The organism is gamma proteobacterium symbiont of Scutellera amethystina (assembly GCF_059730845.1).
In genome coordinates, this window is record NZ_AP035935.1 from 3,584,098 (window position 1) to 3,607,032 (window position 22,935).

Consider the following 22,935-nt stretch of genomic DNA (forward strand, 5'->3'; position numbering starts at 1 on the left):
CAGGCAATAAAAGTTCGTCAGCTATTGCTGGTCAGATTCTGATAAATCGTCTTGTGTCTGGCCGAGTTGCGCCAGTTCCAACAATGCGTATCGGTGTTCAACAAAGTTATTGACGTTGTTGGCCACCGCCAGTTTGAACAACGCTTTCGCGTCGTCCTTCTCCCCCAGACTTAGGTAGTACTTACCTAAATAGAAGTTGGTTTCACTGAGATGTTCAGCGAGCGAGGTGTTATCCGTTGCGTCCGCCTTGAGACGTTCCATCAATGTTTTTTCACTGATGTCGCCCAGGTAGAACTCGACAATATTCCATCCCCATTGGTCCTTAGCCGCCTTGTCGTAACGCTGTTGTAGCGTCACTTTTGCCTTGTCGGCATCCATCTCGCGTTCAACGAGGTAGAGCCACAGGCTGCGGAACGGATCGTTAGGATCGTCTTGATAAAACGCCAGCAGATCATCTTGCGCTAACTTGTATCGACCGCCGTAATAGAGGGCGATACCACGGTTTAAATGCGCATAGTTGTAAGTTGGATCAAGCTCAAGTACAGAATCAAACGCTTCATAGGCAGCATCAAAATTGCCTGCCTGCGTTAAGTAAATGCCGAGATAGTTAAACACTTCCGGCATATCCGGTCTGATAGACAGCGCTTGCGAGAAATCGTTCCGCGCTAGTGCCCTCAGACCCAAACTATCATACAACACTCCGCGCTCATATAACAGCTGTGCGCGTTCATCATCGGTCAGGGCCCGACTGGCAAGAATTTGTTCCATTCGCGCCAGAATAACCTCTTGCTGCAGTGTGGGCTGCAAAGGTACTGCCAGAACTTCGTTCTTACGCCAATTGGAGTTGCTGCATCCTGCCAGCGTGATAGCTGTCGCAACAAAACACCAGCGCAAAAAAGGCTTCATTTCCCACTCCCGAATACAAACATTGGGATAACCATCCTGTCATCCGCCTGCTATGCACAAGGGTTCCCGCCCTCGCGATGATACCCGTCCTGCTTCAGCTGCACTGACACGCTGACCAGCGCGCCACACATTCCGGGTATACAAACACCGCTCCCCGCCAGCAGGCAGGGAGCGGTTGATCAGGAAAAACGCTTACCCGGCGTCAGGCGTCGTCACCGCAGCGGTTTCTTCTGCTGGCTTCTGCTCTGTCGCTTCTTTGATGCTGAGACGAACGCGGCCCTGACGATCCACTTCCATCACTTTAACTGGCACTTCCTGACCCATCTGCAGGTAATCGGTCACTTTCTCTACGCGCTTGTCGGCGATCTGAGAAATGTGTACCAGACCTTCTTTACCGCCGCCGATCGCCACGAAGGCACCGAAATCAACGATACGGGTCACTTTACCGGCGTAGATACGGCCCACTTCGATCTCAGCGGTGATCTCTTCGATGCGACGAATCGCTTCTTTGGCTTTCAGGCCGTCGGTCGCTGCGATCTTCACGGTGCCATCATCTTCGATTTCGATGGTGGTGCCGGTCTCTTCGGTCAGCGCACGGATAACTGAACCGCCTTTACCGATGACGTCTTTGATCTTGTCTGAGTTGATCTTGATGGTGTAGATGCGCGGCGCGAACTCGGAGATCTCCTGACGCGGCGTGCTGATCGCCTGTTCCATCACGCTCAGAATGTGCAGACGCGCACCCTTAGCCTGGTTCAGTGCCACCTGCATGATTTCGCGGGTGATACCTTCAATTTTGATGTCCATCTGCAGCGCGGTGATACCTTCACGGCTACCGGCTACTTTGAAGTCCATATCGCCGAGGTGATCTTCGTCGCCGAGGATGTCAGACAGCACCACGAACTTCTCGTCTTCTTTCACCAGACCCATCGCGATACCGGCAACGGCCGCTTTGATTGGTACGCCAGCGTCCATCAGTGCCAGTGATGCACCGCACACGGAAGCCATAGAAGAAGAGCCGTTCGATTCGGTGATTTCAGACACGACGCGCACGGTGTACGGGAACGCATCCTGTTTAGGCATCACTGCCAGCACGCCACGCTTCGCCAGACGGCCATGACCAATTTCACGACGCTTCGGTGAGCCAACCATACCGGTTTCGCCCACGGAGTACGGAGGGAAGTTGTAGTGGAACAGGAAGCTGTCAGTACGCTCGCCCATCAGCTCATCGAGATTCTGTGCGTCACGCGCGGTACCGAGGGTAGCAGCGACCAGCGCCTGCGTTTCACCACGGGTAAACAGCGCAGAACCGTGGGTACGCGGCAGTACGCCAGTGCGCACGTCCAGACCACGGATCATATCTTTTTCACGGCCATCGATACGCGGTTCGCCGTTCAGGATACGGGTACGCACCACGTTCTTTTCCAGGCTGTGTACGATGTCACCGATTTCGGCATCATCCAGCGTTTCGTCTTCAGCCAGCAGTGCGGCGATGGTTTCGTCTTTGATGACGCCAACCTGCGCATAGCGCTCCTGCTTGTCAGTGATGCGGTACGCATCGCTGATGCGCGCTTCGGCCAGGGCGGCAACGCGTGCGATCAGCGCATCGTTCGCCGGCTCTGGCTGCCAGTCCCAGCGTGGTTTGCCCGCTTCGGCCACCAGCGCATTGATGTTTTCAATCACAACCTGCTGCTGGTCGTGGCCGAACACCACAGCACCCAGCATCTGATCTTCGGTCAGGATGTCCGCTTCAGATTCCACCATCAGCACTGCATTCTGCGTACCGGCAACCACCAGATCCAGACGAGACTGTTTGATCTCATCCGCGGTTGGGTTCAGCACGTACTGATCGTTGATGTAACCAACGCGTGCCGCACCGATTGGGCCGTTGAACGGAATGCCAGACAGTGACAGCGCAGCAGAAGCACCGATCATTGCAACGATGTCCGGGTTAACCTGCGGGTTCACGGATACCACAGTCGCGATAACCTGTACTTCGTTAACAAAACCTTCCGGGAACAGCGGACGCACCGGGCGGTCAATCAGACGCGCAATCAGGGTTTCGCCTTCGCTTGGACGGCCTTCACGACGGAAGAAGCTGCCCGGAATACGGCCAGCAGCGTAAGTACGCTCCTGATAGTTCACTGTCAGAGGGAAGAAGTCCTGACCGGCTTTGGCTTTTTTCTGGCCCACGACGGTAACGAATACCGCGGTGTCGTCCATGCTTACCATTACTGCTGCGGTGGCCTGGCGCGCCATCATGCCGGTTTCCAGCGTGACGGTATGCTGACCATATTGGAATTTGCGTACGATCGGGTTCAGCAAAATTTAAGTCCTTAAATTCGTGGCAAAGCCTGCTCGGCCCGCCGGGGATTACCGATCTTTAGTTGCATCCTCGCGACTAATGACAACCCTTAACCGCCCCTGCGGTAAAGCCTCTCATTAGCCGCGCGAACCTCTGCAAGCAAAGATCACTCTCAGCAACAATACATGAGTTTGGTCCGGATTGCTGCCGATTGCTCGAAAAAAGGGGCCATAAAGGCCCCCTTTTCGCGAAACTCGCACAAATCTGATCGCCAGATGCGGTTTTTTGCATACTGCATGCGCTACATCGTTGATCAGATTCTTCAGACTTAGCGACGCAGACCCAGGCTTTCGATCAGGCTGGTGTAACGTGCAACGTCTTTACGCTTCAGGTAGTCCAGCAGCTTACGACGCTGGGATACCATGCGCAGCAGACCGCGACGGCTGTGGTGGTCTTTCTTGTGCTCAGAGAAGTGACCCTGCAGGTGGTTAATCTGAGCAGTCAGCAGAGCAACCTGAACTTCAGTTGAACCGCTGTCGTTAGCGCCACGACCGTATTTAGCAACGATCTCTGCTTTAGCTTCTACGCTTAGAGACATAATAAACTCCAGTAAAAAATGAATGTATGGGTGCCGATCTCTAATTCAGCAGCCCGCTTTTAAAGCCGCGCTATTCTACTCTTCGCCCGGTAGCAACGCAAATGCGCTGTAACGCCCAGCGGTAATATGCGGTCAGTCGGCAAACTCTACTACCAGACGACGCGGTGCCACGCGACCATCGTCGGCGATTTCCGCCATGCCGATAAATTTCTGCTCATCGCCTTCGGTCACCCGCACCAGCCCGCTGGCCGGCGCGTTTTCCGCCTGGACCGGCATGCCCTGTTTGAACCAGGCCGCGACCGGCGTGGGCAGATTGACCGCTGGAAAATCTTCCGCCGGGCTGTCCATCGGCAACAGCAACGCGTCCAGCGGTGCGTAATCCGGCGTTTCCGCCGCATTAACCTGCGCCGCCAGCGTCTGCAGCTGTTCCAGCGTCATCATGCGCGCAATCGGGTAGCGAGCCACCTGCAGACGGCGCAGCATGATCACGTGTGCGCCGCAGCCGAGCTTCTCACCTAAATCGTCAATGATGGTGCGAATGTAGGTGCCTTTGGAAACATGGATTTCCAGCTCCAGCTCGTCGCCCTGCCAGCGAATAAACTGCAGTTCAAACACGGTAATCGGTCGCGCTTCACGCGGCACGGTGATGCCTTCGCGCGCATATTCGTACAGCTTGCGGCCCTGATACTTGAGCGCCGAGAACATGGTGGGCACCTGCAGCGTCTCGCCGCGAAAGCTCTCCAGCGCCGCATCCAGCTCAGCCTGGCTGAAGGTCACCGGCCGCGTTTCGACGATATTGCCGTCCGCATCAGAGGTATCGGTGCGCTGGCCCAGACGGGCAATCACGCGGTAACGCTTGTCCGAATCCAGCAGATAGCGGGAAAACTTGGTGGCTTCGCCGAGACAAATCGGCAGCATACCGGTGGCCAGCGGATCGAGCGCGCCGGTATGGCCCGCCTTGTTAGCATTAAACAGGCGTTTTACTTTTTGCAGCACATCGTTGGAGGATGCGCCCTGGTGTTTATCCAGCAGGAAAACACCGTGGACATCACGACCACGGCGACGAGGACGACTCATCAGTCCTCCTTGTCGTCTTCCGCCGGGCTTTCACCCCGTCGCTCAGCATCGTTTCTGATCACGTTAGACACCAGATTCGACATGCGCATCCCTTCAATCAGCGAGTTATCGTAAAAGAAGGTCAGCTCCGGCACGATGCGCAGACGCATCGCTTTACCGAGCAGAATACGGATGTAGCCAGACGCTTCTTTCAGCGCTTTGAGGCCGTTTTTCACCGCTTCTTCATCCTGGTCGTTCAGGAAGGTCACGAACACTTTGGCATACGCCAGATCGCGTGACACCTCAACGCCAGACACGGTGACCATCATACCCAGACGCGGGTCTTTGATTTCGCGCTGCAGGATGATCGCAATCTCTTTCTGCAACTCCTGCGCCACGCGCTGTGGGCGACCAAACTCTTTCGCCATACTATTTCTCCCAAATAATTCGGGAGGCCAGAGGCCTCCCAAATTGCATCACATCGACCAGCAATTACTCGATGGTGCGTTTAACTTCAATCACTTCGAACACTTCGATCATATCGCCAACGCGAACGTCGTTGTAGTTCTTCACGCCGATACCACACTCCATGCCGTTACGCACTTCGTTGACATCATCTTTGAAGCGACGCAGAGATTCCAGCTCGCCTTCGTAGATAACCACGTTGTCGCGCAGTACGCGGATCGGGTTGTGACGTTTGATGTTGCCTTCGGTGACCATACAGCCGGCAATCGCGCCAAATTTCGGTGACTTGAACACGTCACGGACTTCGGCCAGACCGATAATCTGCTGTTTGAACTCCGGTGCCAGCATGCCGCTCATGGCTGCTTTCACTTCGTCAATCAGGTTATAGATGACGGAGTAGTAGCGCAGGTCAACGTTTTCAGCGTCAATCACGCGACGCGCAGAGGCATCAGCACGCACGTTGAAGCCGAGGATGATCGCGTTGGACGCAGCGGCCAGGGTGGCGTCGGTTTCGGTGATACCGCCCACGCCAGAACCGATAATCTTCACCTTCACTTCGTCGGTGGAGAGTTTCAGCAGCGAGTCGGAGATCGCTTCCACAGAACCCTGTACGTCGGACTTCAGGACGATGTTCAGCTCGGACACTTCGCCTTCGGTCATGTTGGCAAACATGTTTTCCAGCTTGGACTTCTGCTGACGCGCCAGTTTGACTTCGCGGAATTTGCCCTGACGATACAGCGCCACTTCACGCGCTTTCTTCTCGTCACGCACCACGGTCGCTTCGTCACCCGCTGCCGGCACGCCGGACAGGCCGAGGATTTCCACCGGAATCGATGGACCCGCTTCCAGCACTTCACGACCCAGTTCGTCACGCATCGCACGCACACGGCCGTATTCGAAGCCGCACAGTACGATATCGCCCTTGTTCAGCGTACCTTCACGCACCAGCACGGTGGCTACCGGACCACGACCTTTGTCGAGGAACGATTCGATCACCACGCCGCTCGCCATACCCTGACGAATTGCAGTCAGCTCCAGTACTTCCGCCTGCAGCAGAATCGCGTTCAGCAGGTCGTCGATGCCGGTGCCGGCTTTCGCCGAGACGTTAACGAACATGTTCTCGCCGCCCCACTCTTCCGGAATGATACCGTACTGGGTCAGCTCGTTCTTCACGCGATCCGGATCGGCTTCTGGCTTGTCGATCTTGTTCACGGCCACGACCACCGGCACACCGGCCGCTTTCGCGTGCTGGATAGCTTCGACGGTCTGCGGCATCACGCCATCGTCCGCCGCCACCACCAGGATAACGATATCCGTGGCCTGCGCACCACGTGCACGCATTGCGGTAAACGCAGCGTGGCCCGGGGTGTCGAGGAAGGTGATCATGCCGTTATCGGTTTCAACGTGATACGCACCGATATGCTGGGTAATCCCGCCCGCTTCGCCGGAGGCGACTTTGGTGGAGCGGATGTAGTCCAGCAGCGAGGTTTTACCGTGGTCAACGTGACCCATGATGGTCACGACCGGCGCACGGCTTTCCTGCGCAGCATCGGTATCACGATCGTCCATTACCGCTTCTTCCAGCTCGTTCTCGCGGCGCAGGATCACTTTGTGACCCATCTCTTCGGCCACCAGCTGGGCGGTTTCCTGGTCGATAACCTGGTTGATGGTTGCCATGGCACCCATCTTCATCATCGCTTTAATAACCAGCGAGCCTTTCACCGCCATTTTGTTGGCCAGTTCGGCAACGGTGATGGTTTCGCCAATGATGACGTCACGGTTCACCGCCTGAGCAGGTTTGTTGAAGCCCTGCTGCAGCGTGCTTGGTTTACGATGTTTGCCGCCTTTACCGCCGCGTACCTGAGCACGCGCTTCTTCACGGTCAGTTTTGGCTTCAGAGTGCTTGTTGCCTTTTTTGGCCGGACGCGCTGCCTTGGTGGTGCGGGTGCGACCACGACCACCTTCGACTTCGCGATCGTTTTCGTCTTCTGCCTGACGGGCATGAGTTGAAGTAGTGACGTGATAGTCGCCCTTATCTTCTTCCTCTGGTTTTTCCCATTCAGCGGCTTTCTCTTCGGCCAGACGACGGGCTTCTTCCGCCGCGCGGCGCGCATTCTCTTCCAGCTTACGGCGCGCTTCTTCTTCCGCTTTACGCTTCAGTTCGGCGGCTTCAGCTTCACGACGGGCTTTGTCAGATTGCGCAGCCTTGGTCATTTCGTCGGTAGGTTGATTAGTCACTTTCTCATTTTCCGCTGCTTCACGCTTAGCCTTGTCAGCGGCTTCGCGCTTGGCTTTCTCTTCGGCTTCACGTTGCGCTTTTTGTTCAGCTTCGCGACGGGCTTGTTCTTCAGCCTCGCGACGCGCCTGCTCTTCCGCTTCACGCTGCGCCTCGGCTTCTGCTTCCGCCTGAGCTTGCTCAGCGTCGGCATCACCTTTCACGTATGTGCGCTTTTTGCGGACTTCGATTTGCACCGACTTACTTTTACCCCCGGTGCCTGGAATATTCAAGGTGCTGCGCGTTTTGCGCTGCAACGTCAGTTTGCCTGAACCGGTCTGACCGTGCTCACGATTCAGGTGGGACAGTAAGGTCTCTTTCTCTTGCTGGGATACGGCGTCGTTTTCAGACTTACGGATCCCTGCATCAGCAAATTGCTGTACCAGGCGATCGACCGGAGTCTGAATTTCGGCGGCCAGCGATTTTACGGTTACATCTGTCATGCTGTTCCTTCCTGTTATTACGCGTCATCGCCGAACCAGCAGATATTACGTGCAGCCATAATCAGCGCACCGGCTTTCTCATCATCCAGCCCTTCAATATCTGTCAGATCGTCAACACCTTGCTCAGCGAGATCTTCCAGCGTGCAAACGCCTTTTGACGCCAGGCGATACGCCAGCGCACGATCCAGGCCTTCAAGATTCAGCAGGTCCTCAGCAGGTTCCTGATTACCAAGGCTCTCTTCTTTCGCTAATGCCAGGGTGGTTAACGCATTTTTTGCTCGTTCACGCAGGGCTTCAATGGTCTCTTCGTCGAGGCCGTCGATTTCCAGCAGCTCGTTGATTGGCACGTAAGCCAATTCTTCCAGCGAAGAGAAGCCCTCTTCCACCAGAACGGTGGCGAACTCTTCGTCGATGTCGAGATGTTTAGTGAACATATCGATCGCTGCATGGGCTTCGGCCTGATGCTTCGCCTGCAGATCATCGACGGTCATCACGTTCAGCTCCCAGCCGCTCAGCTGGGATGCCAGACGCACGTTTTGGCCATTACGGCCAATCGCCTGAGCCAGATTGCCGGCTTCAACAGCGATATCCATGGTGTGATTGTCTTCATCCACCACAATTGACGCCACATCGGCAGGTGCCATGGCGTTAATCACGAACTGTGCCGGGTTGTCGTCCCACAGCACGATATCAATACGCTCGCCGCCCAGCTCGCTGGACACCGCCTGCACGCGCGCACCGCGCATACCGACGCAGGCACCGACCGGATCGATACGTTTGTCGTTAGTTTTTACCGCAATTTTGGCGCGTGAACCCGGATCGCGCGCTGCCGCTTTGATCTCGATAACTTCTTCGCCAATCTCCGGCACTTCGATGCGGAACAGTTCGATCAGCATCTCCGGTTTGGAGCGGGTAACGAACAGTTGCGCACCACGCGCTTCCGGACGCACGGCATACAGCACGCCGCGAATACGGTCACCCGGGCGGAAGTTTTCACGCGGCAGCATGTCTTCACGCACAATCACCGCTTCGGCGTTGTTGCCGAGATCCAGTGAAATGTTGTCGCGATTCACTTTCTTCACCACGCCGGTGATGATTTCGCCTTCCTGCTCGCGGAACTGATCGACCACCATCGCGCGCTCGGCTTCTCGCACTTTCTGGACGATAACCTGTTTCGCGGTCTGCGTGGTGATACGGTCGAAGGTGACAGATTCGATCTGATCTTCAACATAATCGCCCAGATTGAAGGCTTCATCTTCAAAGCGTGCTGCTTCCAGCGTGATCTCGCGCGTTGGCTGCGTGACTTCTTCTACAACCACCCAGCGACGGAAGGTGTCGAAATCGCCGCTGCGACGGTCAATGCTGACGCGCACGTCGATTTCCTGCTCATACTTCTTCTTGGTCGCAGTGGCCAAAGCGCTCTCCAGCGCTTCGAAGATTTTCTCACGCGGCAGGGCTTTTTCGTTAGAAACGGCTTCTACTACAGCTAAGATCTCTTTGTTCATCCTGGTTAGCCTCAATCCGGACTTTTAAAAGTGGGGGACCAGGTTCGCTTTCTGAATGTTGCTCAGCGCGAACACTTCATCGTTACCCTCAACGGTTACCGTGATCATCTCGCCTTCGACAGACTTGATGATGCCCTGCCATTTACGGCGGTTCTGCACGGCCATACGCAGTACCAGGCTCACCTCTTCGCCAGCGAAACGCGCATAGTGCTCCGCGGTGAACAGAGGGCGATCGAGACCCGGTGAGGAAACTTCAAGGTTGTAAGCCACCGTAATAGGATCTTCCACATCCATTACAGCGCTGACCTGGTGGCTAACATCGGCGCAATCATCAACATTGATACCCTCTTCACTATCAATATAGATGCGCAAGGTTGATGTGCGACCACGAATGAACTCGATACCGACCAATTCGTAGCCAAGCGCTTCTACCGGAGCAGAGATCAACTCTGTCAACTTTTGCTCTAATGTGGACAAGCCCACCCCCAAGACATAAAAAAAGGGCCTAAAGCCCAGTGTTACGATTTCCTGATAACAAAAAACCCCGAAAATTCGGGGCTTTTTGTGACTGGACCCTGTATGCCGCGATGCGGCTTCGGCACACCATCCAGCAGAATTTTTTTCAAAACTGACTGCGGATGCGTCCGTCGATGCATACAGTATATTTGAAAAAGAACTCTAAGGGAAAGTGGTTGCGGGGGCCGGATTTGAACCGACGACCTTCGGGTTATGAGCCCGACGAGCTACCAGGCTGCTCCACCCCGCGTCCGAAAACGTGGCGAATATTACGCCGATCTTGCGAAAAATGCAAGTTATACTGAGATTTGGTACCGAGGACGGGACTTGAACCCGTAAGCCCAATCGGGCACTACCACCTCAAGGTAGCGTGTCTACCAATTCCACCACCTCGGCACTTCACTGACTGCGACGATACGATGTCGCTTTAGCGCTGACGATCTTACTGCGGGATATCATTGCCCGGCGTGGCCGGTTTAGCTGGCTGAGTCTGCTGTTGAGACTGAGCCGGCGCGCTGAGGTTTTCCCACTCGCTTCCTTTGGAAGTCTTGTTACTGTTCAGATTGCCCAGAATCAGACTGATAATGAAGAACAGCGTAGCCAGTACTGCGGTCATGCGAGTCATGAAGTTACCAGACCCGGTTGAACCGAACAGCGTACCAGAAGCGCCTGCACCGAATGAGGCTCCCATATCAGCGCCTTTGCCTTGCTGCAGCATGATCAGACCAACGAGGCCAATCGCTACAATAAGGAAAACAACCAACAGAGCTTCGTACATAATCAACCTGTTTCCTTGCGCGTTATCCGCACAGTTAAAGCTTCAACCAATATTGACGGGGAGTCTCGTCATCACCCATCAGAAGCGGGTGTGAATACTAACCAAAGGCGCATACCTCTGCAAGCGCAATTTACACGAAGTTTTGCGATTGCGGAAAAAAGCGCCATCCCGGTGATTTTACAGGCGGAAAGCAGCAAACTGACCGCCCGTAACGCGGTTAAACCGCTTTTACCGCATCGGCAATTTTGTGCGCCAGCTCGGTTACCTGCGCCTCATCCTCGCCTTCCACCATCACGCGAATCAGCGGCTCGGTGCCGGATTTACGCAACAGCACACGCCCGCGCCCGGCCAGCGTTTTTTCCACCTCTGCGGCAGCCGCTTTGACGCTGTCGCTCTCCAGCGGATCGTGGCTGCCGCTGAAACGCACATTCACCAGCACCTGTGGCAGCATCTTCATGCCGCTGCACAGATCGTGCAGACTCATGTGGTTGCGCACAATTGCAGTGAGTACTTGCAAACTTGCTACAATGCCGTCACCGGTGCTGATTTTATCCAGCAGAATCACGTGGCCGGAGTTCTCCGCGCCCATGCGCCAGCCCTTCTCCTGCATTTTTTCCAGCACATAGCGGTCGCCCACTTTGGCGCGGGTAAACGGAATCCCCAGCTGTTTCAGCGCCAGCTCCAGTCCCATGTTGCTCATCAGCGTGCCGACCACGCCGCCACGCAGCTGGCCCTGACGCAGCGCTTCACGCGCAATGATGTAGAGAATCTGGTCGCCATCCACCTTCTGTCCAAGGTGATCCACCATCATGATGCGGTCGCCGTCGCCGTCATAGGCCAGGCCGAGATCGGCTTTTTCATCCAGCACGCGCTGCTGCAGCTGACGCAAATCGGTAGCGCCGCACTCTTTGTTGATGTTCATGCCGTCCGGCTGCACGCCAATCGCAATTACCTTCGCACCCAGTTCACGCAGCACATTCGGCGCAATGTGATAGGTCGCGCCGTTGGCGCAGTCCACCACGATCTTCAGCCCGTTCAGGCTCAACTCGCTGGGAAAAGTGCCTTTGCAGAACTCAATGTAACGCCCGGCGGCATCGACGATGCGGCTGGCACGGCCCAGCTCAGCGGACTCGACGCAGGTCAGCGGCTTCTCCAGCTCCAGCTCAATGGCGGCTTCTACGTCGTCCGGCAGTTTGGTGCCTTCGGCAGAGAAAAATTTGATGCCGTTGTCGTCAAACGGGTTGTGCGACGCGGAAATCACGATGCCCGCCTCGGCGCGGAAGGTGCGCGTCAGGTAGGCAATGGCTGGCGTGGGCATCGGGCCGGTGAAAGCCGCAGACAGCCCGGCAGCCGCCAGACCGGCTTCCAGCGCCGATTCCAGCATGTAGCCGGAAATCCGTGTATCTTTGCCAATCAATACCTTGCGCGAGCCGGAACGGGCCAGCACTTTGCCGGCAGCAAAACCCAGCTTCAACACAAAGTCCGGGGTAATGGGCGCTTCACCCACTTTGCCGCGAATCCCATCCGTACCGAAATATTTACGATCGCTCATGCCTTTATCCTTTTGCTCTCCGTGTCGCCTCGACGATGCGCATCGCTTCGACAGTTTCTTTAACGTCATGCACGCGAATAATCTGCGCGCCCTGCATGGCGGCGATCACCGCACAGCTCAGGCTGCCGGTCAGGCGCTGTGCCGGGCCGACGTTTAACAGCTGGCCAATCATCGACTTACGCGACATGCCCACCAGCAGCGGCAGACCGTGATGGTGAAAATCACTGAGATGCGCCAGCAGCTCATAATTGTGGCTGAGATTCTTACCGAAACCGAAGCCCGGGTCGAGCAGCAGACGCTCTTTTTTAATGCCGGCCGCTTCACAGCGGGCAATCTGCGCAGCGAAGTAAGCGTCCACTTCACTTACGATGTGCTGATATTCCGGTGCCTGCTGCATGGTGCGCGGTTCGCCCTGCATGTGCATCAGGCATACCGGCAGACCGCTATCTGCGGCGGCCTGTAACGCACCCGGCTCGGACAGCGAGCGGATATCGTTAATGATGTGAGCGCCCACTCGCGCGGCTTCACGGATCACTTCTGCTTTTGAGGTATCAACTGAAATCCACACTTCAAAGCGCTGCGCAATAGCTTCCACCACCGGGATCACCCGCGCCAGTTCCTCTTCCACTGAGACTTCATCAGCACCGGGACGGGTTGATTCGCCGCCCACATCGATAATCGTGGCACCGGCATTCACCATCTCGTTGGTGTGCGTGAGCGCGTCGACCAGCGTGTTGTGCGTTCCGCCATCAGAAAAGGAGTCCGGCGTGACATTTAATATTCCCATCACATGGGGAAACGACAGATCGAGATGGGTATCACGGGCGTACAACTTCATGGCGAAAATCTCCCTGGGGAATCACTGGATTGTGGAATGTAAAAAACCCCGGACCAGCCGGGGTTTTTGCTTAGGAACAGGCCTGTTACTTGTCGAACTGTTCTGACATGGTGTTGCCTGGGTTTGGCGTACGCGGTTCATCAACCGGACGTGGCGCCTTTGGCGTACCGTTGCTGTCAGAGTTGTTGCTGCCTGGATCTTCCCAGCCTGCTGGCGGACGCACTTCGCGGCGTGCCATCAGGTCGTCGATCTGCGGTGCGTCGATGGTTTCATACTTCATCAGCGCGTCTTTCATCGCGTGAAGGATGTCCATGTTCTCACCCAGAATACGGCGTGCACGCTGGTAGTTGCTGTCGATCAGGTGCTTAACTTCCTGGTCGATGATGCGTGCCGTTTCGTCCGACATGTGTTTGGCTTTCGCCACTGAACGGCCGAGGAACACTTCACCGTCCTCTTCCGCATACAGCAGCGGACCGAGTTTTTCCGAGAAGCCCCACTGCGTCACCATGTTGCGCGCCAGGTTGGTCGCCACTTTGATGTCGTTTGAAGCACCGGTAGAAACGTGTTCCGCCCCGTAGATGATCTCTTCTGCCAGACGACCGCCGTACAGCGTTGAAATCTGGCTCTCCAGCTTCTGACGGCTGGCGCTGATCGCGTCGCCTTCAGGCAGGAAGAAGGTCACACCCAGCGCACGGCCGCGCGGGATAATCGTCACTTTATGCACCGGATCGTGTTCCGGCACCAGGCGACCAATAATCGCATGGCCCGCTTCGTGATACGCGGTGGATTCTTTCTGCGCTTCCGTCATCACCATGGAGCGACGTTCCGCACCCATCATGATTTTGTCTTTCGCTTTCTCGAACTCGACCATCGACACTACGCGCTTGTTGCCACGCGCAGCGAACAGCGCCGCTTCGTTGACCAGGTTCGCCAGGTCCGCACCGGAGAAGCCCGGCGTACCACGTGCGATAATCGCGGCATCAATGTCGGTGGCCAGCGGCACGCGACGCATATGCACTTTCAGAATCTGTTCACGGCCGCGCACGTCTGGCAGACCTACCACCACCTGGCGGTCAAAACGGCCTGGACGCAGCAGCGCCGGGTCCAGTACGTCCGGACGGTTAGTCGCGGCGATAACGATGATGCCTTCATTGCCTTCGAAGCCATCCATCTCCACCAGCATCTGGTTCAGCGTCTGCTCACGTTCGTCGTGACCACCGCCTAAACCGGCACCACGCTGACGACCCACCGCATCGATCTCATCGATAAAGATGATGCACGGTGCCGCTTTCTTCGCCTGCTCGAACATGTCGCGCACACGAGATGCACCGACACCGACGAACATTTCTACGAAGTCAGAACCGGAAATCGTGAAGAACGGTACTTTCGCTTCGCCGGCGATCGCTTTCGCCAGCAGCGTTTTACCGGTACCCGGAGGGCCCACCATCAGCACGCCTTTCGGGATTTTACCGCCCAGCTTCTGGAAGCGGCTCGGCTCACGCAGGTATTCTACCAGCTCACCCACCTCTTCTTTTGCTTCGTCGCAACCCGCAACGTCAGCAAAGGTGGTTTTGATCTGGTCTTCGGTCAGCATACGGGCTTTGCTCTTGCCGAAGGACATCGCGCCCTTGCCGCCGCCGCCCTGCATCTGCCGCATAAAGAAGATCCACACGCCAATCAGTAGCAGCATCGGGAACCAGGAGATGAAGATGGAAGCCAGCAGACTCGGCTCTTCCGGTGGTTCACCCACAACTTTGACGTTTTTGGTCAACAGGTTATCGAGTAACTTGGGATCGTTGACAGGAATGTAGGTCGTGTATTTATTACTGTCTTTTTTGGTTACGTTGATCTCACGCCCGTTAATACGTGCCTCGCGGACCTGATCCTGGTTCACTTCCGACAGGAAGGTTGAATAATCAACCCTACGGCCATTCGACTCGCTGGGCCCAAAGCTCTGGAATACTGACATCAGCACGACCGCGATGACTAACCAGAGAATCAGGTTTTTCGCCATGTCACTCAAGGGATTAACCTCATATTACAACGGTGTTAACAGACAGCGTAGGGTACTATATATCCTTCATACCTGGAATCGCGGCGCTGATGATTTTGCCTGTTTAGCCTGAAACTCAGAATTACGCATCAGAATAAACGCCGTTTCGCCTTGCTTTGATTCCGGTATGGAGGGCTACAGTTTGCGCCCTGTCGCCACAATGTACACTTCGCGCGAACGTGATCGCGAAGCGTCCGGCTTACGAATTTTCACTTTCGTAAACAGGGAGCGAATTTCCCGCAGGTATTCATCGAAGCCATCTCCCTGAAACACTTTCACTACAAAACTGCCGCCAGGTGCCAGTACATCCCGACACATTTCTAACGCCAGTTCAACTAAATACATGGAACGCGGGATATCGACCGCAGGCGTACCGCTCATGTTCGGCGCCATGTCCGACATCACCACCTGCACTTTCTGGTCGCCCACGCGCTCCAGTAACGCTTTCAACACCGCTTCGTCGCGAAAATCGCCCTGCAGGAAGTCAACGCCAACGATGGGATCCATCGGCAGCAGATCGCAGGCAATAATACGGCCACCCGAACCAATCTGTTGTACCACATATTGCGACCAGCCGCCGGGCGCAGCGCCCAGGTCAACCACGGTCATACCGGGTTTGAACAGCTTGTCACCCTGCTGAATTTCATCCAGTTTAAACCAGGCGCGCGAGCGCAACCCTTTTTTCTGTGCCTGTTGCACATATTTATCGCTAAAGTGTTCCTGAAGCCAGCGACTGGAACTGGCCGAACGCTTTTTACCCGTCATAATATTTCCAGTTAAATCGTCATCGTAGCGATAAATCAGCACGCAATGGGTCGCGTTGATTTGGCGATATACCCGAGATGGCGGTAGAATGAACCGTTTTCAATCCCTGAGTAAGCAAAAAATACGATGAATCTGAGTACCAAACAAAAACAGCACCTGAAAGGCCTTGCCCATCCACTGAAGCCAGTGGTCATGCTGGGCGGCAATGGCCTGACTGAAGGCGTGCTCGCCGAGATCGAACAGGCGCTCGAACATCACGAATTGATCAAGGTAAAAATTGCCTCGGAAGATCGTGAAACCAAGCAGCTGATCGTGGACGCTATCGTGCGTGAAACTAAGGCAAACAACGTTCAGGTCATCGGCAACGTGCTGGTGCTGTATCGCCCTGCCAAAGAGCGCAAAATTACTCTGCCACGTTAAGCGTACCGTTACGGCTCGTCCGACGGGCAGAGAAAGTGCCATGCTCCTGCATGGGATAAAAGGCCGCAGCGCGGCCTTTTTCCTTTCTTTACAATATGCAGCTGCGCATTTCAAAGCGTAGCAATATCTTAGATGTATTCCACTTTCAGCACTTCATATTCCACATCGCCGCCTGGGGTTTTAACAATAGCCACGTCATCGGCCTCTTTGCCCACCAGACCGCGCGCCATCGGCGAATTCACGGAAATCAGGTTCTGTTTAAAGTCCGCTTCGTCGTCGCCGACAATCCGGTAAGTAAACTCTTCATCGGTATCGACATTCAGCACGGTGACGGTGGCGCCAAAAATCACGCGGCCGGTTTTCGGCATGGCGGTCACGTCAATCACCTGTGCATTGGAGAGCTTGGCTTCGATCTCCTGAATACGCCCTTCGCAGAACCCCTGTTCTTCGCGCGCGGCGTGGTATTCGGCATTCTCTTTCAGATCGCCGTGCTCACGGGCTTCGGCGATAGAGGCGATGATGCGCGGACGCTTAACGGTTTTCAGTTCGTTCAGCTCTTCACGCAGCTTCTCAGCGCCTTTCAACGTCATCGGAATCTGATTCATTTTGGCTCCTCGTCATCTATCCTGGTTAACGGCGTCATCCTGACCGGTGACAGCAGAAGATCGGCTTCTGCGGCGCGTAACCTCTTTTCACAAGCAAAAGAAGCCTGACCCGGAAAGCTTTCCGGGTCAGGTATCGGTTTTGCATTTTGATACGTATTTTACCCCAGAGTTCCCTGTGGGTCATTGTTTACTTTGCACCGTCCGGGGACATAGTATTGACGCCTTCACCCGTCAGTTACCGCGAGATTATGCGATTTTCACGACTTGTTACCGGATTAACCTGTGCGTTTATGCTGCAGGCACAAGCAGCACCCGTTGAAGAATACATGCAGTATTTGCCAGACGGCGCAAACCTGGCGCTGATGGTACAAAAAGTGGGCGCATCCACCCCGATAATCGACTATCACGGCAAACAGATGGCGTTGCCGGCCAGTACCATGAAAGTGATCACCGCGCTGGCGGCACTGCTGGAGCTGGGCCCGGACTTCCGTTTTCAGACCACGCTGGAGACTAAAGGCGCGGTCAGCGATGGCACCTTAAATGGCGACCTGGTAGCGCGCTTTGCCGGCGATCCGACGCTCAGTCGCCAGGATCTGCGCAATATGGTGGCGGCGCTGAAAAAGCAGGGCATCAACCATATCAAAGGCAATCTGGTGATCGACACCTCGGTGTTCGCCAGTCACGATATGGCGCCAGGCTGGCCGTGGAACGATCTGACACAGTGCTTCAGCGCCCCGCCAGGTGCGGCGATTGTTGATAAAAACTGCTTCTCGGTTTCGCTCTACAGTGCCAATACGCCCGGCGAAAACGCCTTTGTGCGCATCGCCTCTTACTATCCGGCGCACATGTTCAGCCAGGTGCGCACGATCGGACGCAACAGCGGTGACGGGCAGTATTGCGAACTGGACGTGGTGCCCGGCGAGCTCAATCGCTACACGCTGACCGGCTGTATGCGCCAGCGTGCGGAACCGCTGCCCCTGGCGTTTGCCGTGCAGGATGGCGCCGCATGGGCCGGCGAGATCCTTAAAGCGCAGCTGCGCGACGCCGATATTGATTACAGCGGCCATTTAGTGCGCCAGACGCAGGTGACGTCACCGGGTACGGTGCTCGCCTCGACGCAGTCCGCACCGCTGCACAACCTGCTGCACACCATGCTGAAAAAGTCAGACAACATGATCGCCGATACCGTGTTCCGCACCATCGGCCATCACTACTTTAACGTGCCGGGCACCTTCCGCGCCGGTTCGGATGCGGTCAGGCGTGTGCTGCGCGAAAAAGCCGGCGTTGACCTCGGCAACAGCATTCAGGTGGATGGTTCCGGCCTGTCGCGTCACGACCTGATCGCGCCGGATACCATGATGCAGGTGCTGCAGTTCATCGCCAAAAATGACGCCACGCTGAATTATATTTCGATGCTGCCGCTGGCAGGTTATGACGGCACGCTGCAGTATCGCGGCGGTCTGCACGAAGCGGGGCTGGATGGCAAAGTGTCGGCAAAAACCGGTTCGCTGCAGGGCGTCTATAATCTGGCTGGGTTCATCACCACGTCGAGCGGTGCACGCGTGGCCTTTGTCCAGTTCCTCTCTGGCTATGCGGTACCGCCGGAAGACCAGAAAACGCGGCGGATTCCGCTGGTGCGCTTTGAGAGCCGGCTCTATACCGACATTAACAAGAACAACTAATGAAACTGTTGATCGTTGAAGATGATGCGTTGTTACAATCGGGCCTGGCGCAGGCGCTGAGCAGCGAGGGCTACGCCGTGGATTGCGCTGGCAGCGCGGCGGAAAGCAACGCCCTGCTGCGCAGCAGCCAGTACAGCCTGATCGTGCTGGATCTCGGCCTGCCGGATCGCGATGGCGCCACGCTGCTGCGCCAGTGGCGGCGCGACGGCATCGCGGTGCCGGTGCTGATCCTGACCGCGCGCGATGCGCTGGAGGATCGCGTCGACGGGCTGGACGCCGGTGCCGATGATTACCTGGTCAAGCCGTTTGCGCTGGCAGAACTGCAGGCGCGGGTGCGCGCGCTGATCCGCCGTTATCAGGGGCACAGCGACAACCTGCTGCAGCAGGGCGATCTGACGCTCAATCTCAGCTCGCAGCAGGTGCTGCTGGAGAATCTGCCGCTGGAGATCACCCCCAAAGAGTTCGCCCTGCTCACCCGCCTGCTGATGCGCGTGGGGCAAAATGTGCATCGCGAAACGCTGCAGCAGGATCTCTACAGCTGGAACGACGATCCCGGCTCCAACACCTTAGAAGTTCACATTCATAATCTGCGCCGCAAGCTGGGGAAAGATCGCATCAAAACCGTGCGCGGCGTTGGCTACCGGCTGGAACTGCGCGAATGAGCAGCATGCGTCAGCGGTTACTGATCATGCTGGCGCTGATTCTCCTCACCTGCCAGGTGATGAGCGCCATCTGGCTGTGGCATGAAAGCCGCGAACAGATCAGTTTCCTCGTCAATGAAACCCTGTCGGCCCAGGCGCGTAACGATCGCGTGGAGAATGAGATCCGTGAGGCCATCGCTTCGCTGTTGCTGCCTTCGCTGGTGATGGTAAGCCTGACGCTGCTGCTGTCGTTCTGGGCCATCAACTGGATTATCCGTCCGCTCAAATCACTACAGGACAGCCTTGCCCACCGCTCTGCCGACAACCTGACGCCGCTGCCGATTTACTCCGAGATGGATGAGATCGTTGCGGTCACCTCCTCCATCAACCAGCTGTTTTCCCGTCTCGACCACACGCTGCAGCAGGAGCGATTATTCACCGCCGACGCCGCGCACGAGCTGCGTACGCCGCTGGCCGGGCTGCGCCTGCATCTTGAGCTTCTGCATCAGCAGCAGGTGCCGCAAAGCGCCATGCTGATTGAGCGTATCGACCAGCTGATGCACACCGTCGAACAGCTGCTGATGCTGTCGCGCGCCGGTCAGGCGCTGGCGGGCGGCCACTATCAGCAGCTGCAGTGGCAGCGTGACATCATGCAGCCGCTGATGCCGGAGATGGCTGAACTGTATGCGCAGCGTCAGCAGACGCTGCACTGGCCCGACGGCGACGATGTGCCGCAGCAGGGTGAAGCGGTGCTGCTGCGCCTGATGCTGCGCAATTTGCTGGAGAACGCATCGCGCTACAGTCCGGAAGGCAGCAGCGTGCAGGTGAAGCTGCGTCAGGTGCAACAGCAGGTCTGGGTTGAAGTGTGGGATCAGGGGCCGGGTATTGATGCCGATGCGGCAGAAGAGCTGACGCAGGCGTTCCGGCGGCGCGATCAACGCTATGGCGGCAGCGGCCTGGGCCTGAACATTGTGCTGCGTATTGTGCAGATGCATCGCGGCAAACTGGAACTGGTCAACCGCGAAGACAGCAGCGGACTGGTCGCCCGCTGCTGTTTGCCAACGCAACTGATTGGCTGAACGCCATCAGAAGTGGGTGTTGAGGCTCATATAGTAAGTACGGCCTGATTCGTTATAGGTATTGGCACCGGCACCGTAGAGATAAGCGCCGGTGGTAGCATTACCGGTGGTTTGCGCATTGCCCTCACGGAAGTGGCGCTTATCGAACAGGTTATCGATGCCCAGCGTCACGCTGGCGTACTTATTGATATCGTAAGTACCGCTCAGGCCGACAATCGAGTACGGGCTCACTTTGTCGGTGGCGCTGCCGGTGACCGGCTGTCCTTTGTAGTCGTACTTCTTCGGCGTCTGGGTGCCGTACCACGTCAGGGTGGTTTGCAGCGACAGATCCTGCGTTGCCTGCCAGCTCAGCGTCGAGTTCAGCGTATACTCCGGAATGATCGACAGACGATCGCCGGTCTCCTTGTTCTTGCTCTGCAGCATGTAGGTAAAGTTGTTATTCCACATCACGCTGTCAGAGAAAGGAACATTGACCGTACCTTCCAGCCCTTCCACCACTGCTTTCGGCACGTTCTCCCAGCGATAGATATCCGTGGTGCCGTTAGAGGCTTTACCTGAAGGCGCATAGCCGGCTTCAATCTTGTTGCGGTAGTCGTTACGGAACCAGGTCAGACCGGCCTGATAACCTTCATGCTTCCACTCCAGCCCAACTTCTTTATTGATGCTGTTTTCCGCTTTCAGATTCGGATTACCCTGCAAATAGCAGGCGCCGGTGCTGGCGGCGCAGCCCTGGCCGTTGCTGTACAGCAGGTAGTTCGGGTTCGTCTGGTAGAGACTCGGCGCTTTGTAGGCCCGGCCAATCCCCATCTTCAGCGTGAAGTCATCGCCCAGCCCCTGTGACAGGTTAAGCGATGGGCTCCAGTTGTTGCCAACGATGGAGTGATGATCGAAGCGCAGCGCCGGCGTCAGCATGGTGCTGTCGGTCAGCTCCATGTTGTCTTCGGCAAACAGGGAGAAAATCTCCGCCTGGGCATAAGGACTGCGGCCGGTGCTGGCGATGCCTGGCACGGCACCGTTGCTGGCGGCCTGGGTGGTCGACGAAGGATCTTTCATGCGCTGCTGGTTCCACTCGGTGCCCAGCGTCGCGGTCTGATTGACGCCCAGCTCAAACGGCAGGCTGATTTCACTGTGCAGCAGCACATCGTCCAGCTGGATGGTATTGAACCCGCTGTTGGAGAAGATCCCTTCCGTGCCACCCGCCAGACCTTCATTAATGCGCGTATTGCGGGTTTTCTCGTAGCGCGCCCAGCTGCTGGTGCTGATGCCGTTGTCCCACGCGCCGGTCCATTTCAGTGAAATATTCTGGCGATACAGACGGTTGGTTTCGTCGCCGTACAGGCTCTTCACCAGCGCGTTAGTGTTGGTGTTCTGCGTATCGCCCGCGTACAGGTTGCCCTGACGACTGTAACCGGCCTGCAGCTCCAGCGTCTGCATGGGGGCAAACGCCCAGCTTAGCAACGCATTGATGTCTTTGTTTACCGAGCCTTCGCGGCCTGCCGGGTAACTGCCGGCATAGCTGCCGGTGCGCGCTGCCGCGTGCCCTTCATTGATGTCGTACGCGTCGGCCTGGGTTTTGGCTAAGCCGCCATACAGCCGGAAGTTGAAGTCGTCGCCCAGCGGCCCTTCAAGGCTGAAGTTGGTGCGTTTGGTCGCCCCTTCCGATTTGTGTTCCGGCGCGTTGAAGTAGGTATTCCACGAACCGTGCCACTGCTGATCGCTGTACTTTTTGGTGATGATGTTCACTACACCGCCCGCCGCACCGTTACCGTAGCGCACCGCGGCCGGCCCGCGAATCACGTCGATGTGATCAATCATCTCCGGCGGCACCCAGTTGGTATCGCCGCGCGTATCACGCTCACCGCGCCAGCCGAGACGCACTGAGTTACGGCTGGTGATCGGCATGCCGTCCACCATGATCAGGGTATTTTCCGGTCCCATGCCGCGAATATCGATCTGACGGTTGTTGCCGCGCTGGCCGCTGGTCGAGTTACCGGTCAGGTTAACCCCCGGCATGGTACGGATAATTTCTGAGACATCGCGCGCCGGCGGATGCTTTTTGATCTCATCGGCGGTGATGGTGGAAACCCCCGGTGCCTGCAGCGTCTGCTGCTGGGCCGTCACCATTAAGGTGCCACCGTCCATTGCGCTGGCGTCGGGAGAAGAGGCGTTGCTGGAAGTCGTCTTGCTGGAAGTCTCTGCTGCCCAGGCGCTGCCGGAAAGCAGTGAGGCGCTGAGCCCCAGTTCAATCAAAATAGCGAAGGTTAACCGCGAGTAATGCTTCATTTTTTTCATTCCTGGAAGGCCAGTTCTGCGCCACAGCGGAGTGACTGGCGAGCCGGTGAGAAGATCCCTGTCTTTATCGCGCAGCCGTTCACACCTGGCAGGGCCATCCTTTGCTGAATCCCATGACTTACCGGGTGCCAGACGGAACGTGCGTGCTCATTTTGAGCGCA

19 protein-coding genes and 2 tRNA genes are annotated in these 22,935 nt (G+C 56.5%); 4 read left to right on the forward strand and 17 right to left on the reverse strand.

Annotated features, from left to right (window positions below):
• Positions 1-21 precede the first annotated feature (21 nt).
• The 15 genes from nlpI to rlmE form a co-directional block, all read right to left on the reverse strand.
• Positions 22-906 carry a lipoprotein NlpI gene (nlpI, locus tag AC6I79_RS16955; RefSeq protein ID WP_021507697.1) on the reverse strand — a complete coding sequence of 295 codons (885 nt, stop codon included), beginning with the start codon at positions 904-906 and terminating at the stop codon, positions 22-24.
• A 192-nt stretch (positions 907-1,098) separates the two neighbouring features.
• Positions 1,099-3,231: a polyribonucleotide nucleotidyltransferase gene (gene pnp, locus AC6I79_RS16960; protein ID WP_498027451.1), complete on the reverse strand. Its 2,133-nt coding sequence runs from the start codon at positions 3,229-3,231 to the stop codon at positions 1,099-1,101.
• Positions 3,232-3,539: 308 nt separating this feature from the next.
• Complete coding sequence (gene rpsO, locus AC6I79_RS16965; RefSeq protein WP_010615981.1) at positions 3,540-3,809, reverse strand: 30S ribosomal protein S15; 270 nt, start codon at positions 3,807-3,809, stop codon at positions 3,540-3,542.
• 132 nt (positions 3,810-3,941) lie between these two features.
• Positions 3,942-4,886, reverse strand: a complete 945-nt coding sequence (gene truB / locus AC6I79_RS16970; RefSeq protein ID WP_283342231.1) for a tRNA pseudouridine(55) synthase TruB — start codon at positions 4,884-4,886, stop codon at positions 3,942-3,944.
• Positions 4,886-5,293: a 30S ribosome-binding factor RbfA gene (rbfA, locus tag AC6I79_RS16975; RefSeq protein ID WP_021507701.1), complete on the reverse strand. Its 408-nt coding sequence runs from the start codon at positions 5,291-5,293 to the stop codon at positions 4,886-4,888. The genes truB and rbfA overlap by 1 nt, the downstream gene beginning before the upstream one ends.
• 64 nt (positions 5,294-5,357) lie before the next feature.
• Positions 5,358-8,048 (reverse strand): translation initiation factor IF-2, encoded by a 2,691-nt coding sequence (gene infB / locus AC6I79_RS16980; protein WP_021507702.1) that lies wholly within the window; start codon positions 8,046-8,048, stop codon positions 5,358-5,360.
• Between the two features lie 17 nt (positions 8,049-8,065).
• A complete protein-coding gene (nusA, locus tag AC6I79_RS16985) occupies positions 8,066-9,553 on the reverse strand; it encodes a transcription termination factor NusA (RefSeq protein WP_021507703.1) in 1,488 nt (495 codons plus the stop codon).
• Positions 9,554-9,577: 24 nt separating this feature from the next.
• Positions 9,578-10,030 carry a ribosome maturation factor RimP gene (rimP, locus tag AC6I79_RS16990; protein WP_031279732.1) on the reverse strand — a complete coding sequence of 151 codons (453 nt, stop codon included), beginning with the start codon at positions 10,028-10,030 and terminating at the stop codon, positions 9,578-9,580.
• 212 nt (positions 10,031-10,242) lie between these two features.
• Positions 10,243-10,319, reverse strand: a tRNA-Met gene (locus AC6I79_RS16995).
• 59 nt (positions 10,320-10,378) lie between these two features.
• Positions 10,379-10,465 (reverse strand) — tRNA-Leu (locus AC6I79_RS17000).
• A gap of 46 nt (positions 10,466-10,511) precedes the next feature.
• Positions 10,512-10,847, reverse strand: a complete 336-nt coding sequence (secG, locus tag AC6I79_RS17005; protein ID WP_010617340.1) for a preprotein translocase subunit SecG — start codon at positions 10,845-10,847, stop codon at positions 10,512-10,514.
• 217 nt (positions 10,848-11,064) lie between these two features.
• Positions 11,065-12,399 (reverse strand): phosphoglucosamine mutase, encoded by a 1,335-nt coding sequence (glmM, locus tag AC6I79_RS17010; RefSeq protein ID WP_021507705.1) that lies wholly within the window; start codon positions 12,397-12,399, stop codon positions 11,065-11,067.
• Positions 12,400-12,403: 4 nt separating this feature from the next.
• Positions 12,404-13,237 carry a dihydropteroate synthase gene (gene folP, locus AC6I79_RS17015; protein ID WP_150059187.1) on the reverse strand — a complete coding sequence of 278 codons (834 nt, stop codon included), beginning with the start codon at positions 13,235-13,237 and terminating at the stop codon, positions 12,404-12,406.
• Between the two features lie 85 nt (positions 13,238-13,322).
• Positions 13,323-15,251: an ATP-dependent zinc metalloprotease FtsH gene (gene ftsH, locus AC6I79_RS17020; protein ID WP_021507707.1), complete on the reverse strand. Its 1,929-nt coding sequence runs from the start codon at positions 15,249-15,251 to the stop codon at positions 13,323-13,325.
• A 174-nt stretch (positions 15,252-15,425) separates the two neighbouring features.
• On the reverse strand, positions 15,426-16,055 hold the full coding sequence (gene rlmE / locus AC6I79_RS17025) for a 23S rRNA (uridine(2552)-2'-O)-methyltransferase RlmE (RefSeq protein ID WP_021507708.1): 630 nt from the start codon (positions 16,053-16,055) through the stop codon (positions 15,426-15,428).
• A gap of 126 nt (positions 16,056-16,181) precedes the next feature.
• Here rlmE and yhbY point away from each other — a divergent pair, with 126 nt between their 5' ends.
• A complete protein-coding gene (yhbY, locus tag AC6I79_RS17030) occupies positions 16,182-16,475 on the forward strand; it encodes a ribosome assembly RNA-binding protein YhbY (protein WP_010617345.1) in 294 nt (97 codons plus the stop codon).
• 128 nt (positions 16,476-16,603) lie between these two features.
• Here the strand turns inward: yhbY and greA are convergent, their stop codons facing one another.
• The gene (gene greA, locus AC6I79_RS17035) at positions 16,604-17,080 is read right to left on the reverse strand and encodes a transcription elongation factor GreA (RefSeq protein ID WP_021507709.1); all 477 of its coding nucleotides are present in this window, start codon (positions 17,078-17,080) and stop codon (positions 16,604-16,606) included.
• Positions 17,081-17,328: 248 nt separating this feature from the next.
• On the opposite strand from greA, the gene dacB reads away from it, so the two are divergent.
• Genes dacB through pmrB form a run of 3 tightly spaced genes read left to right on the forward strand, consistent with a single transcriptional unit; the run spans position 17,329 to position 20,482 of the window.
• Positions 17,329-18,762, forward strand: coding sequence for a serine-type D-Ala-D-Ala carboxypeptidase (gene dacB, locus AC6I79_RS17040; RefSeq protein WP_031279733.1), 1,434 nt, complete (start codon positions 17,329-17,331; stop codon positions 18,760-18,762).
• Positions 18,762-19,424, forward strand: a complete 663-nt coding sequence (pmrA, locus tag AC6I79_RS17045) for a two-component system response regulator PmrA (protein WP_021507711.1) — start codon at positions 18,762-18,764, stop codon at positions 19,422-19,424. Before dacB ends, pmrA begins: the two co-directional genes overlap by 1 nt.
• On the forward strand, positions 19,421-20,482 hold the full coding sequence (gene pmrB, locus AC6I79_RS17050) for a two-component system sensor histidine kinase PmrB (protein WP_477530308.1): 1,062 nt from the start codon (positions 19,421-19,423) through the stop codon (positions 20,480-20,482). Before pmrA ends, pmrB begins: the two co-directional genes overlap by 4 nt.
• Positions 20,483-20,488: 6 nt before the next feature.
• On the opposite strand, the gene AC6I79_RS17055 is transcribed toward pmrB, so the two are convergent.
• Positions 20,489-22,765 carry a TonB-dependent siderophore receptor gene (locus tag AC6I79_RS17055; RefSeq protein WP_058770686.1) on the reverse strand — a complete coding sequence of 759 codons (2,277 nt, stop codon included), beginning with the start codon at positions 22,763-22,765 and terminating at the stop codon, positions 20,489-20,491.
• Positions 22,766-22,935: the final 170 nt, after the last annotated feature.

What these genes read in the sequence shown, in the direction of transcription:
- nlpI (WP_021507697.1), bottom strand. Translation starts at nt 906, where the DNA reads ATGAAGCCTTTTTTGCGCTGGTGTTTTGTTGCGACAGCTATCACGCTG.
- rpsO (WP_010615981.1), bottom strand. Translation starts at nt 3,809, where the DNA reads ATGTCTCTAAGCGTAGAAGCTAAAGCAGAGATCGTTGCTAAATACGGT.
- truB (WP_283342231.1), bottom strand. Translation starts at nt 4,886, where the DNA reads ATGAGTCGTCCTCGTCGCCGTGGTCGTGATGTCCACGGTGTTTTCCTG.
- rbfA (WP_021507701.1), bottom strand. Translation starts at nt 5,293, where the DNA reads ATGGCGAAAGAGTTTGGTCGCCCACAGCGCGTGGCGCAGGAGTTGCAG.
- infB (WP_021507702.1), bottom strand. Translation starts at nt 8,048, where the DNA reads ATGACAGATGTAACCGTAAAATCGCTGGCCGCCGAAATTCAGACTCCG.
- nusA (WP_021507703.1), bottom strand. Translation starts at nt 9,553, where the DNA reads ATGAACAAAGAGATCTTAGCTGTAGTAGAAGCCGTTTCTAACGAAAAA.
- secG (WP_010617340.1), bottom strand. Translation starts at nt 10,847, where the DNA reads ATGTACGAAGCTCTGTTGGTTGTTTTCCTTATTGTAGCGATTGGCCTC.
- glmM (WP_021507705.1), bottom strand. Translation starts at nt 12,399, where the DNA reads ATGAGCGATCGTAAATATTTCGGTACGGATGGGATTCGCGGCAAAGTG.
- folP (WP_150059187.1), bottom strand. Translation starts at nt 13,237, where the DNA reads ATGAAGTTGTACGCCCGTGATACCCATCTCGATCTGTCGTTTCCCCAT.
- ftsH (WP_021507707.1), bottom strand. Translation starts at nt 15,251, where the DNA reads ATGGCGAAAAACCTGATTCTCTGGTTAGTCATCGCGGTCGTGCTGATG.
- rlmE (WP_021507708.1), bottom strand. Translation starts at nt 16,055, where the DNA reads ATGACGGGTAAAAAGCGTTCGGCCAGTTCCAGTCGCTGGCTTCAGGAA.
- yhbY (WP_010617345.1), top strand. Translation starts at nt 16,182, where the DNA reads ATGAATCTGAGTACCAAACAAAAACAGCACCTGAAAGGCCTTGCCCAT.
- greA (WP_021507709.1), bottom strand. Translation starts at nt 17,080, where the DNA reads ATGAATCAGATTCCGATGACGTTGAAAGGCGCTGAGAAGCTGCGTGAA.
- dacB (WP_031279733.1), top strand. Translation starts at nt 17,329, where the DNA reads ATGCGATTTTCACGACTTGTTACCGGATTAACCTGTGCGTTTATGCTG.
- pmrA (WP_021507711.1), top strand. Translation starts at nt 18,762, where the DNA reads ATGAAACTGTTGATCGTTGAAGATGATGCGTTGTTACAATCGGGCCTG.
- pmrB (WP_477530308.1), top strand. Translation starts at nt 19,421, where the DNA reads ATGAGCAGCATGCGTCAGCGGTTACTGATCATGCTGGCGCTGATTCTC.
- AC6I79_RS17055 (WP_058770686.1), bottom strand. Translation starts at nt 22,765, where the DNA reads ATGAAGCATTACTCGCGGTTAACCTTCGCTATTTTGATTGAACTGGGG.